The organism is Streptomyces sp. NPDC015130 (genome assembly GCF_043080005.1).
Taxonomy (GTDB): domain Bacteria; phylum Actinomycetota; class Actinomycetes; order Streptomycetales; family Streptomycetaceae; genus Streptomyces.
Window position 1 is genome coordinate 410,883 of sequence record NZ_JBIBVC010000004.1, and the last position, 13,656, is coordinate 424,538.

The 13,656-nt window shown below is 68.7% G+C and carries 17 protein-coding genes and 4 pseudogenes; 11 read left to right on the forward strand and 10 right to left on the reverse strand.

Annotated elements, in window-relative coordinates:
* Positions 1–85 precede the first annotated feature (85 nt).
* The 3 genes from ACF08F_RS10500 (at position 86) to ACF08F_RS10510 (ending at position 2,087) form a co-directional block, all read left to right on the forward strand.
* Positions 86–376 carry a hypothetical protein gene (locus tag ACF08F_RS10500; RefSeq protein ID WP_392298116.1) on the forward strand — a complete coding sequence of 97 codons (291 nt, stop codon included), beginning with the start codon at positions 86–88 and terminating at the stop codon, positions 374–376.
* 112 nt (positions 377–488) lie between these two features.
* A complete protein-coding gene (locus ACF08F_RS10505; protein ID WP_392298117.1) occupies positions 489–1,100 on the forward strand; it encodes an SMI1/KNR4 family protein in 612 nt (203 codons plus the stop codon).
* Positions 1,101–1,286: 186 nt separating this feature from the next.
* Positions 1,287–2,087 carry a maleylpyruvate isomerase family mycothiol-dependent enzyme gene (locus tag ACF08F_RS10510; RefSeq protein ID WP_392298118.1) on the forward strand — a complete coding sequence of 267 codons (801 nt, stop codon included), beginning with the start codon at positions 1,287–1,289 and terminating at the stop codon, positions 2,085–2,087.
* Between the two features lie 128 nt (positions 2,088–2,215).
* On the opposite strand, the gene ACF08F_RS10515 is transcribed toward ACF08F_RS10510, so the two are convergent.
* Positions 2,216–2,623 (reverse strand): RidA family protein, encoded by a 408-nt coding sequence (locus tag ACF08F_RS10515; RefSeq protein ID WP_392298119.1) that lies wholly within the window; start codon positions 2,621–2,623, stop codon positions 2,216–2,218.
* A gap of 144 nt (positions 2,624–2,767) precedes the next feature.
* On the opposite strand from ACF08F_RS10515, the gene ACF08F_RS10520 reads away from it, so the two are divergent.
* Positions 2,768–3,148 (forward strand): winged helix-turn-helix transcriptional regulator, encoded by a 381-nt coding sequence (locus ACF08F_RS10520; protein WP_392298120.1) that lies wholly within the window; start codon positions 2,768–2,770, stop codon positions 3,146–3,148.
* Positions 3,149–3,536: 388 nt separating this feature from the next.
* Here the strand turns inward: ACF08F_RS10520 and ACF08F_RS10525 are convergent, their stop codons facing one another.
* Positions 3,537–3,908: an ester cyclase gene (locus ACF08F_RS10525; protein ID WP_392298121.1), complete on the reverse strand. Its 372-nt coding sequence runs from the start codon at positions 3,906–3,908 to the stop codon at positions 3,537–3,539.
* A 92-nt stretch (positions 3,909–4,000) separates the two neighbouring features.
* Here ACF08F_RS10525 and ACF08F_RS10530 point away from each other — a divergent pair.
* A pseudogene (locus ACF08F_RS10530) lies at positions 4,001–4,207 on the forward strand (TetR/AcrR family transcriptional regulator); the annotation flags it as partial.
* Positions 4,208–4,336: 129 nt separating this feature from the next.
* Here the strand turns inward: ACF08F_RS10530 and ACF08F_RS10535 are convergent.
* From ACF08F_RS10535 to ACF08F_RS10545, 3 genes and pseudogenes are all read right to left on the reverse strand, one after another.
* Positions 4,337–4,689: pseudogene (locus tag ACF08F_RS10535) on the reverse strand (sigma factor); the annotation flags it as partial.
* Positions 4,686–5,069: a VOC family protein gene (locus ACF08F_RS10540; protein WP_392298122.1), complete on the reverse strand. Its 384-nt coding sequence runs from the start codon at positions 5,067–5,069 to the stop codon at positions 4,686–4,688. The pseudogene ACF08F_RS10535 and the gene ACF08F_RS10540, both read right to left, overlap by 4 nt.
* A 297-nt stretch (positions 5,070–5,366) precedes the next feature.
* On the reverse strand, positions 5,367–5,972 hold the full coding sequence (locus ACF08F_RS10545; RefSeq protein WP_392298123.1) for a DUF6461 domain-containing protein: 606 nt from the start codon (positions 5,970–5,972) through the stop codon (positions 5,367–5,369).
* A gap of 185 nt (positions 5,973–6,157) precedes the next feature.
* Between ACF08F_RS10545 and ACF08F_RS10550 the strand changes: the two genes are divergently transcribed.
* The gene (locus ACF08F_RS10550; protein ID WP_392298124.1) at positions 6,158–6,664 is read left to right on the forward strand and encodes a hypothetical protein; all 507 of its coding nucleotides are present in this window, start codon (positions 6,158–6,160) and stop codon (positions 6,662–6,664) included.
* 53 nt (positions 6,665–6,717) lie between these two features.
* Here ACF08F_RS10550 and ACF08F_RS10555 read toward each other — a convergent pair whose 3' ends face one another.
* Positions 6,718–7,383, reverse strand: a complete 666-nt coding sequence (locus tag ACF08F_RS10555) for an SDR family NAD(P)-dependent oxidoreductase (protein ID WP_392298125.1) — start codon at positions 7,381–7,383, stop codon at positions 6,718–6,720.
* 699 nt (positions 7,384–8,082) lie between these two features.
* Complete coding sequence (locus tag ACF08F_RS10560) at positions 8,083–8,694, reverse strand: ricin-type beta-trefoil lectin domain protein (protein ID WP_392298126.1); 612 nt, start codon at positions 8,692–8,694, stop codon at positions 8,083–8,085.
* 385 nt (positions 8,695–9,079) lie between these two features.
* On the opposite strand from ACF08F_RS10560, the gene ACF08F_RS10565 reads away from it, so the two are divergent.
* Both ACF08F_RS10565 and ACF08F_RS10570 read left to right on the forward strand, forming a co-directional pair.
* Positions 9,080–9,604, forward strand: coding sequence for a VOC family protein (locus tag ACF08F_RS10565; protein WP_392298127.1), 525 nt, complete (start codon positions 9,080–9,082; stop codon positions 9,602–9,604).
* 54 nt (positions 9,605–9,658) lie between these two features.
* Positions 9,659–9,876: pseudogene (locus tag ACF08F_RS10570) on the forward strand (transposase); the annotation flags it as partial.
* A gap of 6 nt (positions 9,877–9,882) precedes the next feature.
* Here ACF08F_RS10570 and ACF08F_RS10575 read toward each other — a convergent pair.
* Together ACF08F_RS10575 and ACF08F_RS10580 are read right to left on the reverse strand one after the other, a co-directional pair.
* Positions 9,883–10,329, reverse strand: coding sequence for a hypothetical protein (locus ACF08F_RS10575; protein ID WP_392298268.1), 447 nt, complete (start codon positions 10,327–10,329; stop codon positions 9,883–9,885).
* 101 nt (positions 10,330–10,430) lie between these two features.
* Positions 10,431–11,054, reverse strand: a complete 624-nt coding sequence (locus tag ACF08F_RS10580; protein ID WP_392298128.1) for a LysE/ArgO family amino acid transporter — start codon at positions 11,052–11,054, stop codon at positions 10,431–10,433.
* 68 nt (positions 11,055–11,122) lie between these two features.
* Between ACF08F_RS10580 and ACF08F_RS10585 the strand changes: the two genes are divergently transcribed.
* From ACF08F_RS10585 to ACF08F_RS10595, 3 genes and pseudogenes are all read left to right on the forward strand, one after another.
* Positions 11,123–12,049: a LysR family transcriptional regulator ArgP gene (locus ACF08F_RS10585; protein WP_392298129.1), complete on the forward strand. Its 927-nt coding sequence runs from the start codon at positions 11,123–11,125 to the stop codon at positions 12,047–12,049.
* Between the two features lie 284 nt (positions 12,050–12,333).
* Positions 12,334–12,663, forward strand: a complete 330-nt coding sequence (locus ACF08F_RS10590) for a hypothetical protein (RefSeq protein WP_392298130.1) — start codon at positions 12,334–12,336, stop codon at positions 12,661–12,663.
* A gap of 11 nt (positions 12,664–12,674) precedes the next feature.
* Positions 12,675–12,869: pseudogene (locus ACF08F_RS10595) on the forward strand (MerR family transcriptional regulator); the annotation flags it as partial.
* A gap of 23 nt (positions 12,870–12,892) precedes the next feature.
* On the opposite strand, the gene ACF08F_RS10600 reads toward ACF08F_RS10595, so the two are convergent.
* Positions 12,893–13,441, reverse strand: coding sequence for a TSUP family transporter (locus tag ACF08F_RS10600; protein ID WP_392298131.1), 549 nt, complete (start codon positions 13,439–13,441; stop codon positions 12,893–12,895).
* Positions 13,442–13,656 lie beyond the last annotated feature (215 nt).

Sequence of the window (13,656 nt, forward strand, 5' to 3'; positions counted from 1 at the left end):
GCCTCGCAGACACGTTGTAGTTCGGCGGATCCGGGGCGTGTCTGCGAGGACTCGTGCAGCTGTCCGCCGCGTCGAGGGTGAGCGGATGTGGTCTGGAGCCGTCTCGGACGCGCTCGACCGTTTCGAGTGGGCGTTCAGGCAACCCGGCCGTTATCTCAATGCTCCCCCGGTCTGGCAGCCCGGGCTGGAGGTGGAGTATGCCCGCGATGATCTGGAGGAGGCCATGCTTTACCTCCCTCGCGGTGCCCGGCGTGATCTCGGCCGGCTGATGGATCGTATCGACGAGGAGTTCGAGCGTCGCACTCTGCCGAACCCTGTGCCGGTGAACGCCGCCACGGTGGGCGGGTGGTGGTGGTCAAGGATCCGTGAGCACTGAGGAGGGAGGGTCCGGCGCTTCATCTGCTCACAACGAGGGCCCCGGCCGACGAAGGCCATGAGCTGTGGTAGATGCTGTCGGATACGTGGCCCGACAGCATCTTCGAGGAACCATGACCGACCACCTGCAGGCCGTCTTCGACATGCTCGGCCCGGCGGAGAGCCGATATGCCGATCCTGCCGCGTGGCTTCGTCTGGAGCAGGAACTCGGCAGAGAGCTCCCCACGGACTACAAGGCGATCGTCGACGTGTACGCACCCGTCCAACTCAACAGCCACCTCTACCTCTCATCTCATCCGGCTTGCGCATGGCGGGAGCTGGGCGAGGAGATCCGGTCGACGTCGAAGGTCTGGGCGGAGAGCCTGTGGGAGTCCTACGACCTGGAGCCCGACGAGGATCCCCGCGTGATCTGCAACCGCCCACAGGTCACCTTCGGCACCCCCGACGGGCTCATCCCACTCGCCAGCACGGACCAAGGAGCCGTCATCTTCCTTGCCCCGGAGGTCCACGGATTTCCCGACGGTGTGGTGGTGCTGGGGGAAGAGGGGGAATGGGCCGGCCACCCCATGACCTTCGCCGAGTGGCTGTACCGCTATCTGATCGGTGAGGAGATGGCCGGCTGGGACAGCGCGACCTCGTACCCCGGCCCCGTCCGGCTCGACTACCTGCCCACAGGACCGGGAGAACGCACCCGCGAGGCGTACGGGCCAGAGCGCGGCATGTGAGGTTCGCGCCAAGGGAGACGACCTCTCAGTGACCGTTACCGTTCCCGACTTGAGGACTCCAGGCCGAACCGGAGTCACCTGACCTCCCGACCCGACCGGTCCTCCCCCCCGCCATCGTGACCTCCGCCCGGCGGCGACTGTGAAAATCGCTGTCCGATCACCGCAGCACGGTGATAGACACCCGGCGTGGAAAAGAATCTTGAGTTCCCTGACCTGTTGCGACTGATCGATGAACGGTCGACCGCCTTCCGCGCCGTGGTCGCCGCCGCGCCCGGTCTCGACGCGCAGGTGCCGACCTGCCCCGGGTGGACGCTGTTCGATCTGGTGAAGCACCTGGGTGGGGGAGACCGTTTCTGGGCCGCCATCGTCGGCGCGGGGTCCGCCGACGCTCCACCCGCCGAGGCCGTCGCCGCGCGCGCCGCGCTGGAAGTGCCGCAGGAGCGTGAGGCCCTGCTGGCCTGGCTGGACGCGTCGACGCGGCTTCTGCTGGGCGCCCTGCGCGCGGCGGGACCGGAGAGTGGTTGCTGGACGTGGTGGCCCGCGTCGCAGTCACCGCAGACCGCCGGCGGCACCGCCCGGCACCGGGTCCAGGAGACCGCGGTGCACACCTACGACGCCCAGCTCGCCGGGGGCTTTCCGCAGCCGCTGCCGGTCGAGCTGGCACTCGACGGTGTGGAGGAGTTCCTGTTCACCGTCTGCGCAACGCCGAGTGCGTGGCCGCACAAGCCGACGGCCTTCGACTTCCACGCCGCCGAGGGCCGCTCCTGGCGCCTCACCGTCGACGGCGACGGCGCACGCATCACCCGCATCCCCGTTCCCACCGCCGCGACCGGCGAGGACTCGGACGCAGCCGGCGCCTCCGTCCACGGAACGGCCAGTGAGCTGGTCCTCTACCTGTACGACCGGATCCAGGCCGACTCCTTGCACGTTAACGGAGACGCAGGGCTGCTCGACCTGCTCCGCGCCTGGGAGCCGGAGGAGAAGTAGGACGTAGCAGGGGGCGGTTGGCCGCGCCTTGAGCCGGTAGGACAGGACTCTTCGCGAGCGACGGGGCAAAGGGCGGCTCGATCCCGACGAAGTATTGCCGGTTCCGTGGCACGGGCGGGCGCCTCCGCTCAGTCGATCACGGCGGTGGCTTCGATCTCGACCAGGTGCTCGGGGATGTCCAGGGCCGCGACGCCCAACAGTGTGCCCGGCGGTACCGGGGTGACCCCGAGCTTCGTGGCCGCCCTGGCGATCCCGTCCATGAGCTGGGACATCTTGTCAGGCGTCCAGTCGACGACGTAGATGGTCAGTTTCGCCACGTCGTCGAAGGAAGCGCCGACCTCCGCAAGGGCGGTGCTGACGTTGAGGTAGCACTGCTCGACCTGGGCAGCCAGGTCGCCTCTGCCAACGGTGGCCCCGTTGACGTCCCAGGCGACCTGCCCGGCGATGAAGACCAGCTTCGAGCCGGTCGCGATCGACACCTGCCGGTAGGCGTCGACTTCCGGCAATGCGCTCGGGTTCACCAGGATGACGGCCATGCTGCGTGCCTCCCTTGTTGTGAGCGCCCGTGAGTCCGTTGACATCAAGACCACGACACGAGCGCTCTCTTGTGGTTACTCAGGAACCGTAGGAGAGTGGCCGCTGACATGGAAGAACGCACTTTTCGGTGACTGGGGAACCTGATGGTGACCAAGCAGTTCACGGGCTCGCCCGACGAAGCAGACCTCAGGCGCGCGGACTCCCTGGCGCGGGAGATCTTCTCCGACGTCGCCAACAAGTGGGCGCTCCTGATCATCGAGGCCCTGGGGGATCGCACCCTGCGCTTCGGTGAGGTGCGGAGCGAGATCGAGGGCATCAGCCACAAGATGCTCACCCAGAACCTGCGCATGCTGGAGCGCTACGGTCTGGTCGAGCGGATGGTGCACCCTGTCGTGCCGCCAAGGGTCGAGTACACCCTCACCCAGCCTGGTCAGGCTTTGCGGGTGACGATCGACGGACTGTGCGACTGGACCCACCGGTACCTCGGTCACATCGAGGCGTCGCGCCACCGCTTCGACGCCTGACAGATGGGCGCGCGTGGTCAGCGGCGGGGGGCGTCTTGGGGCGGTGCTACGGGCCGGAGCCAGCGAGAAAATGGGGCCGGTACGCGGCTGACAGCCCTCAGTGGGAGGCAGTGCGATCCAGGCGTCCGTGAAGCTCCGCAGCGCCATCTCAGCGGCACCACCGCCCTGCGAGAGATTCGGTGAGGCGTGGCTTGTTCATTGACGGGTTGCGGGGGAGTCGCCCCGCAACCCGTCAACGTCGCCCGTCCAGAACCGGCTGCCGAACCGCGATTTCGTGATCGGATTGCTGGCGAGGTCGCTGCCGCGTGTGGGGGCGGTGGGCTCACACGCCACCAGTCGTGGACTCAGGACCCGGACGCTCCGGCACGCCGGGTCGCAACCGCGTACATCAGATGGGTTCTGCGGTTATCCAGTGTTCGTCGAGGAGGCCGTCCGCCACGCGGACCATGTCCATCAGGACGATCTCGAAGCGCCGGCCGGTGGGCGGCTTGCCGAAGAGGTCGCCTGCGTGGGTGCCGCGGACGGTGTAGCGGTTGGCGACCCAGTCACCGTTCTCCACACTTGCCTCGGTGATGATCTCTATGTCGGGGATGGCAGTCACCAGATGCTCCCACTTCCGCTGCCAGTTCTCCCGGTTGACCGGGCGCCCCTGATCGAGCGCTTCGGGTGCGACGTACGCCAGTGCGGAGTCGAAGTCACCGGCGCGACGGGCGCTGTTGATCGCCTGGACCACGGCGGCCGGCCCGAGGTGTTCGGACATGGACTGCTCCTTCCAGTCCAACCGGGGACTGTCCCCGTTTGGGTGGGATGCCATACGGGGACTGTCCCCGGTTAGACGATGGGAGCCTTGTGATGCCAGCCTCCGCGCATTCCGCACAACCGCCCGGAGCGCAGGGGCCGTCACGCTCCGACGCCAGGCGCAATCGCCAGAAGCTCCTCGACGCGGCGGCGCTGGCCTTCAACGACGAAGGCACCGGTGCCTCACTGGACGACATCGCGCGCGCTGCCGGCGTGGCCAATGCCACCTTGTACCGGCACTTCCCCACGCGGCAGGCGCTCATCACGGCGGTGTACGACGATCGGTTCCGCGGACTGTGCGCGGCTGCCGAGGAATTGCGCTCCGCCCGGCCGCCACTCGAAGCGTCCGGGGTGGGCAGTGGATATCGAGGCGAGTTTTGTCGGGTCGACAACGATGTGGATGAGTGCGAGGCCGACCGAATCGGCCAGCGCCACCAGCTCGTCCGGCGCGGGGGCATCGTGGGGCGTCACCACGAGCTGCGCGAAATCTTCCCATAGGCGCTTTCGGGCCGAGCGCGGCGGGATCTCAGGAGATCCAGGCTGAGGCGGCCGACCACGGTGGTCAGCCAGCCGGCCAGATTGCCGACGGTCGCCGCGTCCCGCCGAGCGAGACGTATCCAGGCTTCCTGGACCACGTCCTCGGCATCGGCATGCGAGGCCGGCACTCGGTACGCGACGGCACGCAGCCGATCACGCTGCGCTTCGAACGTCTCGACCAGGAGACCAGGCGGGTGCGCGGTCACGGCTTGAGCTGCTGACGGAGCGAGATCCGGTTGCCATCGGGGTCCATCGCCTCGATGCGGACCCCGAACGGATAGTCCACGGGTTCGGCCTCTTCGAAGACGACGCCGCGCCGGCGCATGGCCTCGAAGTCCTTGCGCAAGTCCTCGGATTCGAGGAGCAACGGACCAGGCGCGCCCGCTCCGCCTGGCTGCCCTGCGGCCGCCGGATGCGACCACAGGATGATCTGCACCGGGCTGCCGGGAACACCGACGGTGAGGAACCGTCCGGCGGGGCCCGGGTGGTCGAGCCGCTTCTCCAGTCCGAGTCCCTCGGTGTAGAAGTCCAGCGCACGGTCCTGATCGGTGACGTAGACCGACACGTACATGATGTTGGTCAGCATCCTGCTCTCGATGCACTTGCCGGTGTTCCGACCGCTCGTATCCGGCCGTCACACCCATGACGCGCGCCGACGGGTGAAGGTAACAGGACGGTGCGCCACAGCGGACACCAAGCGCATGCGGTGTGGTTCGGCAGCCCGCCTGCAGCCCGGCACGCCGAGAAGGATCATGAAAAGGACAGGTCGTGTGCGGCTCGCGGGACGTCCTCGGACATGCCGGAAGGGACCTGTTGCTCGCACGATCATGGTGGCCTGTGACCACAGGCGGCGCGGGGCAGGGCCGGCTCAGGGGGCGGGCGGTCAGTGGATGCGTACGGTGGCACAGGTGAACGTGGTGTCCTGCAGCAGCTCCGGAGTGACGGCGACGCCGGTCAGGTGTTCCGCCAGAGCGAACGCCGCTAGGTGATGAAAGTCCGGTTCCGGGTCCTCTATATCGCGAGGGAATCCGATCTGCCGTATGACGTCGCGAAGTTCGTCCGCTGCGGTGCCCCACCGGTCACTCGGCAACATGGGGTCGAAGCACAGCCGCAGCACCTGATCCTCTGCCCACAGGAACGTGCCGACGGCATTGATGTTGCTGAAGTGGGAGATCCAGCTCGTCCCGGCGGAGGCCGACAGCGCTCGTTCTTCCGTGACCCCGACGTAGCCGTTGGGCTCGATCAGCAGGGTCCAGGTACCCACAGTCGTCATGGCGACCAGCTGCCGGTCTCCTATGCCCAGTTCGTACTGGGCGAAGGCGGCGTCGACGACGGCGGCAATGCCCTGCACGGATCCCTCCGGTCGTCCTTCGAGCCGGGACGTCAGCTCAACAGGCGAAAGGCCCCGCACCAGGGTGATGCAGTACGCCTCGGCGATGTCGGGGAAATCGTCCTCGAACCACGCGTAGTCCGCTCCGGTCTTCGTCATGCCGCCCATCCTTGCGCCTGCCTCTGACACAGGGCGGTGCGTGGTCATCATCGGGCCGTGGTGCGGCGTGACGTGGACCGCTGGAAGAGCGTCTTGTCCGGGCAGGTGTGATGGAGATGTCGACGGTTCGTCGCCGCTCGGGAGCGCCTTGAGTCGAGGAAGGGCGCCTCTGGCAGGATGACGACATGCTCGATTTCGGCATTGCGGGCTACCAGCCGGCGTGGTTGGACAGCCGTCGTGAAGTCGCGCAGGCGCATGGGAATCGGCTGCGTGGTCTTGGCGGCCGGACGCTCACGAGGGTCTGGATGGTCTGGGACCTCAGGGATGACGAGTGGTTCTGTGACTGCCCGGTGCTGCTCGACTTCGGTGGCGAGCAGGTCGAGATCAACCATCACAAACTGGACGATCTCTCTCTGACGTGGAACACGATCGACCCCACCCAGCAAGTCCGGTGGCCCGGCTTCGACCTGCAATGGCGCCCTGAACCCCTCCCCGGGCTGCAGGCTCTGCAGGGGCTGCCCCTCAAGGGCGCCGAACTGCTCGAATGGACGGGCGGGGACGTAGCGCAGGGAAACGTCGACATCAGCTTCGCGTTCGAGACGGGTCGCGTGACCGTCTTCAACGCACTCGACGAGAACGGGGTGAGCTTCGACCCTCCAGGTCCGACCCAGCGGGTCCACACGTTCCATTGACGGTCCCGGAATTCAGGTAGACATGCGATGTTCCGCGGTGCCGCTTCTCCGGTTCAGCTGCTGAGTGCGTTGAGGAGCGGGTGGACCAGGTGCTCGCGTACGGCGTGTACCGGGTCTGCGCCAGGGCCGAAGGGCGGGGCGGTACCCACCGCAGGGTGGGCGGCGAAAGAGGTGTCCAGGTGCGGCATCCGCACGTCCATGACCTCGAGGCGGGCACGACGGGCCTCGCGTCCGGCGACGCCGAGCCAGGTGGCGAGAGCCGTCTTCGCTGCCGCGTAGTCGGCCATGCCCCGCGCGGGGCGGTCCACGATCTCGCCCGTCACCACGGCCACGACGCCACCCGGGGACAACACCCCCAGGGCGCCCCTGACGACAGCCATCGGCGCCAGGGCGTTGACGGTGAACAGGTGCTCGGCCGATGCGTCCGACACCTCAGTGGCTGATCCGAAGCCGGCCACGCCGATGGCCACCACCAGCCCGTCGAGCCCGCCCAGCGCGGCCTTGGCCCACGGGGCCAGCCGGGCGCAGCCGTCCAGGTCGTACGCCTCGAAGGTGCGCCAGGGGCGCCCGTCGAGCGCCGAAGCCCGTTCCGCGAGCCGGTCTCGGTCACGGCCGGCAAGAGCGGTCGCGATGCCGCTCTCGGCCAGCTGCCCCGCGGCCTGCCCGCCGATGGCACCGGTCGCGCCGACCACGAGGACTCCGGCTCGGACGAGTTCCATGGTCATGCTCCTTCGCGTGGGGGCTCCCGCTACTTCTTCGGCGGTTCGGTTCCTCCCGGATGCGCCACCACCGATCAGCATGGTCAGCATCGGCGATGCCACCACGCCAACTCCGGATCTGCCACGGGCTCGTGATGAGTTCGCCTGAGCAGCACCTCATCCAGACTCTCGACCTGTACCTGGAGCTCGGCAGCGGCGCTCGACGGCAGCATGAGCAGAGCTTCTTGCAGCTTGTCCCGAGCCCAGCCCTCACCACAGCACAGGCAGGTGAACTCGGCCTCCCAGCACCTCCAGCGGCGCTCGGTGCCGCGCCACCGGGCCCTGCTCAGGATCGAGCGGCTTCTCCTGACGCCGCACACACCCCCACACATCCCGCCCGGCCCGCACCGGACCCCCGGCATCACCCCACCCGACCCGCACGTACCACGACCCACAAGCCGTGATCGCACCAGGCACCTCCCTGCTCACAGCGGAAGAAGCCTGGCGCATACCGTCGACCGGGGGGCGCGCCCCAGCGAACTCCTAGGGCGTGTTGCGAAAGTCCCGCCTGCCCGACGGCGTCTGGCACGCACGCTCGCCGCGTTGTCGGGATCACCCCGATACATCCAGTATCGGGGCGACCCTCCGCCTTGCGATCGCACGCACCAGACGCCGTCGGGCCCGCCCTTCGGGCGGCCGGCGCTACTTTCGCAACACGCCCTAGTACGAGTCGAGGCGGAACTTCTGGAAGTGCCCGAAGTCACCGTCGGGGAAGTGGCACGGCCAGGTGCGCAGGTTCCCCCCGTGACTGTCGTCCAGGCACTTGCCGGTGGCCCAGTTCTTGAACCCGTATGTGCCGTCGCTGTTCTTCCAGCGGGTCCACCGCTGGAAGTCGGCGTAGTCGCCGGACGGGTTGTGGCAGTCGAAGTGCCGCAGCCCGGCATTGCTGTCGTCCATGCACAGACCGGTGGCGCGGTTCCTTATCGAGTAGCTGTCGCCGATGTACTGGATCAGATCGAACTTCTGGAAGTCGGCGTACTTGCCGTACCGGTCCTGGCACGTCCAGTGGCGGAGTCCGATGTTGCTGTCGTCCACGCACTGCTGGGTGGCCACGCTCTTGAGACGGCGTGTGCTGACACTTCCGAATCCGAAGGCCGTGGCACCGGTGGCGTCGGCCGAAGCCCCGGCGGCCGACGGCGCCTGACCCGTCCCGGTGGCGGTGTCACCGGCGGGAAGGGCCGTCGAGGGGCCGCTTGGGGCGACGACGAGAACGGCCGCCGTCAGGGCGGAGCCGACGAGGCGTGCGCCCCATCCGCGAAGCGTGTTCTGCATGGTGATCCGACCTCCGTGGAGCCGGCGCGAAGCGCGGCGACGAGTGATGTCCTTGGTGCCCGTGTTCTCGGCACGACACCCAGGATTCGCCGCCGTGATGTTGTTGCGCGGCCCCCTTCCGGCCGTGAAACAAACCTGGTCAACACCCCGGACCGCCGCCACTGCCCGGCCTGAAGAACACCTGATGCCGCTTGATCCCCCGGGAACCCGTCCCGATCTCCCGACGCCGACGGCCGTTCCCCTCTGGGGCCCGTCGGGCCAGAGGTCCACAGCCAGGAAGCCGATGAATGTGGTGCTGGTCTCGCGTCTTTTCTAGGTCTGCAGTTGTCCTACTTGGGTCCTAGGGTCGTCGCATCGAGAGGGACCGTGGGAGAGGACGAGACCGATGAAGCACACTGCGCCCGAGGGTTACACCAGCGTCGCACCGTGGGTGGTCACCGATGACACCGGTGCGCTGCTCGACTTCATCACCGCCGCGTTCGACGGCGAGGAGATCGCGCGGGTTCCGGTCGAGGACGGCACCATCGGCCATGGTGAGATCCGCGTCGGCGACACGGTGGTGCTGGCCTTCGACCGACGGCCCGACTGGCCGGTGATGCCCTCGCTGCTGCGGGTCTACGTCCCGGACGCGGACGCCGCCATGGCCGCCGCTGTTGCGCACGGGGCTCAGGTGGTCACCGAGATCGCTGACAGCGCGTGGGGGGATCGCGGTGGCCGGGTACGCGATCCGTTCGGCAACATCTGGTGGGTGGTGAGCCGGGTCGAGCACGTCGAACCGGACCAGGCCTGGGAGCGTATGTTCGAGCCGCAGTACGCCGCGTCGATGCGCATGGCCCAGGAGACGCTGGACGCCGAACTGAGCGGCCGGGACTCAGGAGTGGCGAGCGCCCCGCGGCGCCCGACCGACTGAGCCTTCTCGGGCTCGTGGTACCGGCCGCGAGCCCGACGTGCCTGTGTGACTGCGAGGCAGGTGACGGACGGGATTCTGCGCAGGGTGCGGCTCGGGGTGCAGTGGCGTGACCTGCCCGAACGGTTCGGGCCGTGGAAGGCGGCTACGAACTCCACCGCCTGTGGTCGGCCGACGGCATCTGGGAACGCCTGCTCCAGCAGGTCCAGGCCGCGGTCGACACGGCATCTGGCTCCGCACGTGATCGGCCGGGGCCGAGCGATTGGTCCCTCATCGTTCGTTCAGGGCGAGGGCAGGCCGTGCTCGTAGCCTTCAACCTCGTAGTCCGTGAGCATGCGCGAGACCGCTTCCCGAACCGGCCCTTGCAGGTAGGGAATGGCATTGTCCAGATACTGCCTCGCCTCGAGCAGGCACTCCAGAACCTGGAAGTAGACTGCGCCGCGCCGATGCGCGCTGGTGTCGGCGTAGACGTCCTCCACGAAGCCGAAACATCGCTGGAGCAGGTCGCTGTCCGGTTCCGCACGTTCCAGAGCCGGCTGGAGAACCCCCCTCGTCAAGAGGTCGAGGAGGTTCTCGTACAGATGGACCCCCGTGTCGACTGTCGGCGGCGCTTCATCTCGCCGAAGCCCGTACTTCTCCTCGACCAAGCGCCTGGTCTCGGGAACGCGTTCGACCAGTAGAGCCAGGAGATCGTCGTCAGCGATCTCGGCACCGTCTATTCCTGTCATGCGAGGACGATAGGGCATCGTCCAGCCGCCCGACCTTGTGTGAATCGAGGCTTGCCCGGCTGCATCCAGCTACACGCATGATCGCCCGGACAGTGCCCGGCCTAGACACCGGCGACCAGCATTCCGCCCATGGCCAGCATGGTCGCCGCGACCAGCCCGTCCAGTACCCGCCAGGCCTTCGGCCGGGACAGGACGCCGCTCAGCAGCCGCGCACCGAAGCCCAGCGCGAAGAACCAGCCCAAGCTGGCTGCGGCTGCGCCCACGCCGAAGGCCCATCGCAGGTCGCCGCGGTCGGAGGCGAGTGAGCCCAGCAGCAGCACGGTGTCCAGATACACGTGCGGGTTCAGCCACGTCATCGCCAGGCAGGTCAGGACCGCCCGCCGGGCCGAGCCCGCATCCGGTCCGCCCGTGGCCAGGGCCGCGGCCGGATCAGGACGAAGGACGCGACGGGCCGCGAGGAGACCGTAGCCGAGCAGGAACGCCCCGCCCGCCAGGCCCACCACGGTCAGCGCCGCCGGCCACGCCGTGACCACCGCACCGACACCCGCCACGCCGAGCGCGATCAGCACCGCGTCCGAAACAGCGCAGATCGCGACAACCGCGAGGACGGCGTGACCGCGGGCGCCTTGACGCAGGACGAACGCGTTCTGTGCGCCGATGGCCACGATGAGGGAGAGGCCGGTGCCGAATCCGGCGAGCACGGCGGCGAAGAGCGGGCTGATCATGTTCCGACCGTAGGAAACCCGGCCTGATGAGTACAGCTAAAGATTCTTAAGTAGCCTTAGCTCTACTTATGGATGAGCTTCCCCTGGACCAGGTCCGGACGCTGCTCGCGGTGGTCGACGAGGGCACCTTCGACGCCGCGGCCGTCGCCCTGCACGTGACGCCCTCCGCCGTCAGCCAGCGCGTCAAGGCTCTGGAGCAGCGCACCGGCCGGGTCCTGCTGCTGCGCACCAAACCGGTGCGCCCCACCGAGTCCGGCGAGGTGGTGGTGCGGTTCGCCCGCCAGCTGGCGCGGCTGGAACGGGACGCCCGCACCGAACTCGGCCTGGGGTCCGAATCGGGTCCGGTCCGGATCCCGATCGCGGTCAACGCCGACTCCCTGGCCACCTGGTTCCTGCCCGCGCTCACCCGGGTCCCGCAGGCCCCGCCGATCTCCTTCGAGCTCTACCGGGAAGACGAGTCGCACACCACTGCCCTGCTGCGTGAGGGGCAGGTGATGGCAGCCGTCACCTCGTCGCCCGACCCCGTGGCCGGCTGCACGGTGCGCCGGCTCGGACTTGCCCGCTACCGCGCCGTCGCAGCACCCGAGTTCGCCGCCCGCCACTTCACGGGGGCCCTGTCACAGGATCTGCGCGAGGCCCCGACCGTGGTCTTCGACCGACGCGACGGCCTCCAGGACGCCTTCGTGCGGGCGCTCACCCAGGGCCGTTCAGGCGCCGGGCGAATCCGTCACCTCGTGCCCACATCAGACGGGTTCCGGGATGCGGTGGCCTTCGGCCTCGGCTGGGGCATGGTGCCCGAACCGCAGGCAGAGCCGCTCTTGCGCTCGGGCCGGCTGGTGGAACTGGCGCCGACGCGACCCATGGACGTCCCGCTCTACTGGCAGCAGTGGAAGCTGGACTCGCCCGCCCTGTCCACCGTTGCCCAGGTGATTTCGACGGCCGCTGCCGAAGCGCTCCTGACCGACCGAGGAAGCGGCTCGTCCGCGCACCCGTGACCCCCGGCCTCCGGCAGGTGAGACAGGACGGCCCCGCAGAAGGGCAGACGCCGGCAGCGGGGGACCGTCGAGACCGTCGCCCGCCGGTTCGAGGAGCATCCGGAGGTGGAGATCGTCGGGCGCGACCGGGCCTTCCTGGCAGCCATGGGCGCGCTCCTCACCGAGGCGGCCATCGCGTAGTTCCGGCGGGAACTCGGACTTGCCACCTGTACCCGGGTACAGGTCTACCGTCGGAGATGTGCCCGCCCACGAGGGTGGAAGCGACGAGGACGGAAGGGGTCACGATGAGTGCCTGGGTACCGGACTCGTGCGCACTGCCGACCGCCGAGCAGCCGCTGCGGGTGGCCGAGTTCGACATGCTGTTCACCGAGCGCCTGACGGAAGTGGCCCGGCCCGACCGGCTCCGGCTGTGTCTCGCGCTCGTCGGCGGGGACGGCGTGCAGGAAATGGTGCGCGACCTGGTCGCGCGTGAGAGCGGCTGCTGCTCGTTCTTCACGTTCACCGTCAGCCCGGGCCCCGGGCTGATTCGTCTGGACATCTCTGTCGACTGCGCCCACGAGGCCGTGCTGGATGCCCTGGAGGAGAGGGCGGCCGCCCGCCGGGATACGCCGTGACCGGCGAAGCGATGCGCAGCGGGCAGGTCGCGGACGCGGCTGGGGTGAACATCCAGACCCTGCGCTCCTACGAGCGGCGTGGCCTGCTGCCCGCTCCCGACCGCAGCCCCGGCGGGCACCGTCTGTACGACGAAGAAGTGATCACCGTGCTGCGGGTGATCAAGGCCGCACAGTGGCTGGGCTTCACGCTGGACGAGGTCGCCGAGTTGCTGGAGGCAGGCCGCCACCGTCATGGGCGACCGGTGGCGGGGCATGATCGCCGCGACCACCCCGATTCCGAAGCCGGCCACAACACCTGCGGGCACCTGAGCCCACGGCGGCAGCGCGAGCGTCTCCACGGCGGCAGCGCGAGAGTCTCCACGGCGGTGGTGCGTGTGACAGCCAGGGCGGCTGCCATGAGCGCCATCAGAGCCGCCAGCACTTTGTAGAGGGTGGCGCTCCGCATGGGCACGGCCCAGGTCGCTCCCGCCCAGGCGCCCAGTAGGCTGCCGGCCAGCAGGTTGACCGCGACGGGCCAGCGTGCGGCCACTTCGGTGGCCGGGACCGCCGCGAGTCGGGCGGGCAGTGCGACCAGCACCACGATCAGGCTCATCGCCTTGTTCAGGATGACGGCCGAGAGCGCGGCGAACGCGAAGAGCCCGATCAGCAGCGGCAGGCGGAACTCCGCGCCGCCCAGACCGATCATCCCGCCCAGAACGCCGATGGCAGCTCCCGCGCCGAACACCACAGGCGCCGGGTGTGTCGAGCGGGCAGGGGCGAGGTCTTGGTCCGCGGTCATCAGGGGCATCCTCGCTGGTGACCGCCCACCCAGCGAGAGCGCAGCCAGACCTTCGGGGAATGACACCGGGCATACGCTCAGGATTCGGCTGGACCTCCGAGCCTGGGCATGGTCCCCAAGCGGGCAACCGCACGCCGGACCTCAGGGCGTCGACGGGAGCGATCCGCTTGACGAAGAGTCGGGTCCACCGCCCGAGCAGCCGCGCACCTCCGACG

What these genes read in the sequence shown, in the direction of transcription:
- ACF08F_RS10575 (WP_392298268.1), bottom strand. Translation starts at nt 10,329, where the DNA reads ATGACAGGAATAGACGGTGCCGAGATCGCTGACGACGATCTCCTGGCT.
- ACF08F_RS10550 (WP_392298124.1), top strand. Translation starts at nt 6,158, where the DNA reads ATGCTCGATTTCGGCATTGCGGGCTACCAGCCGGCGTGGTTGGACAGC.
- ACF08F_RS10515 (WP_392298119.1), bottom strand. Translation starts at nt 2,623, where the DNA reads ATGGCCGTCATCCTGGTGAACCCGAGCGCATTGCCGGAAGTCGACGCC.
- ACF08F_RS10590 (WP_392298130.1), top strand. Translation starts at nt 12,334, where the DNA reads ATGAGTGCCTGGGTACCGGACTCGTGCGCACTGCCGACCGCCGAGCAG.
- ACF08F_RS10560 (WP_392298126.1), bottom strand. Translation starts at nt 8,694, where the DNA reads ATGCAGAACACGCTTCGCGGATGGGGCGCACGCCTCGTCGGCTCCGCC.
- ACF08F_RS10580 (WP_392298128.1), bottom strand. Translation starts at nt 11,054, where the DNA reads ATGATCAGCCCGCTCTTCGCCGCCGTGCTCGCCGGATTCGGCACCGGC.
- ACF08F_RS10545 (WP_392298123.1), bottom strand. Translation starts at nt 5,972, where the DNA reads ATGACGAAGACCGGAGCGGACTACGCGTGGTTCGAGGACGATTTCCCC.
- ACF08F_RS10555 (WP_392298125.1), bottom strand. Translation starts at nt 7,383, where the DNA reads ATGGAACTCGTCCGAGCCGGAGTCCTCGTGGTCGGCGCGACCGGTGCC.
- ACF08F_RS10585 (WP_392298129.1), top strand. Translation starts at nt 11,123, where the DNA reads ATGGATGAGCTTCCCCTGGACCAGGTCCGGACGCTGCTCGCGGTGGTC.
- ACF08F_RS10540 (WP_392298122.1), bottom strand. Translation starts at nt 5,069, where the DNA reads ATGCTGACCAACATCATGTACGTGTCGGTCTACGTCACCGATCAGGAC.
- ACF08F_RS10600 (WP_392298131.1), bottom strand. Translation starts at nt 13,441, where the DNA reads ATGACCGCGGACCAAGACCTCGCCCCTGCCCGCTCGACACACCCGGCG.
- ACF08F_RS10520 (WP_392298120.1), top strand. Translation starts at nt 2,768, where the DNA reads ATGGTGACCAAGCAGTTCACGGGCTCGCCCGACGAAGCAGACCTCAGG.
- ACF08F_RS10525 (WP_392298121.1), bottom strand. Translation starts at nt 3,908, where the DNA reads ATGTCCGAACACCTCGGGCCGGCCGCCGTGGTCCAGGCGATCAACAGC.
- ACF08F_RS10500 (WP_392298116.1), top strand. Translation starts at nt 86, where the DNA reads ATGTGGTCTGGAGCCGTCTCGGACGCGCTCGACCGTTTCGAGTGGGCG.
- ACF08F_RS10565 (WP_392298127.1), top strand. Translation starts at nt 9,080, where the DNA reads ATGAAGCACACTGCGCCCGAGGGTTACACCAGCGTCGCACCGTGGGTG.
- ACF08F_RS10505 (WP_392298117.1), top strand. Translation starts at nt 489, where the DNA reads ATGACCGACCACCTGCAGGCCGTCTTCGACATGCTCGGCCCGGCGGAG.